This window comes from Serratia sp. 14-2641 (assembly GCF_001692375.1).
GTDB lineage: Bacteria > Pseudomonadota > Gammaproteobacteria > Enterobacterales > Enterobacteriaceae > Chania > Chania fonticola_C.
In genome coordinates, this window is record NZ_LXKR01000030.1 from 1 (window position 1) to 587 (window position 587).

2 protein-coding genes are annotated in these 587 nt (G+C 58.4%); both read left to right on the plus strand.

Annotated elements, in window-relative coordinates:
• On the plus strand, positions 1-255 hold a 255-nt coding region (locus A6U95_RS13535; protein ID WP_275505124.1), incomplete at its 5' end, for a type 4 pilus major pilin.
• A gap of 54 nt (positions 256-309) precedes the next feature.
• The coding region (locus A6U95_RS13540; protein ID WP_158006214.1) for a transglycosylase SLT domain-containing protein at positions 310-587 on the plus strand (278 nt) is incomplete at its 3' end.

Genomic DNA, 587 nt, shown 5'->3' on the forward strand with positions numbered 1-587 from the left:
GGGGCTGTCACCGTGCAACCTGTTGCCACTGCCGGTGGTCAGAAGAGTACTTTCTCACTGACCTACGCGGCGGTTCCACAGGAAGCCTGCATTACCCTGGCGGTCAAGCTCAGCGCGGCACCCAGTGTTGTGACCACCCTGGTTAACGGCACGTCTACCAACGGGGCGATCGCCGCCAGCGCCATTGGGGCACAGTGCACTGCCGATAAAGGCTCTGTCGGTCAAAACACCCTCACGTTCACCAGCAACACCTAATGCCCGTCCCGCCGGTAACGTCCTGTTGCCGGCTTCCTTCTGGAGTGCATTCTTATGTTGTTTTCCTTTCAACGTGCCTTGTCCTGTCTGGTTCTGGGCGGCGCGTTATTGCTCTCGTTGCCCGCGCAGGCGTTCTGTTTTAACGAGGCGGGCGCCCGCTATAAAGTGGACCCCTTGTTATTGCGTTCCATGGCCATCGTCGAAAGCAGCCTTGACCCTCACGCTATCGGTAAGAATCGCGATAAAAAAGGGCGGATCACCAGCCGCGACTTTGGGCTGATGCAGATCAATGACCGCCATATTCCGGCGCTGCGGTCCCTGGGGATCTTGAG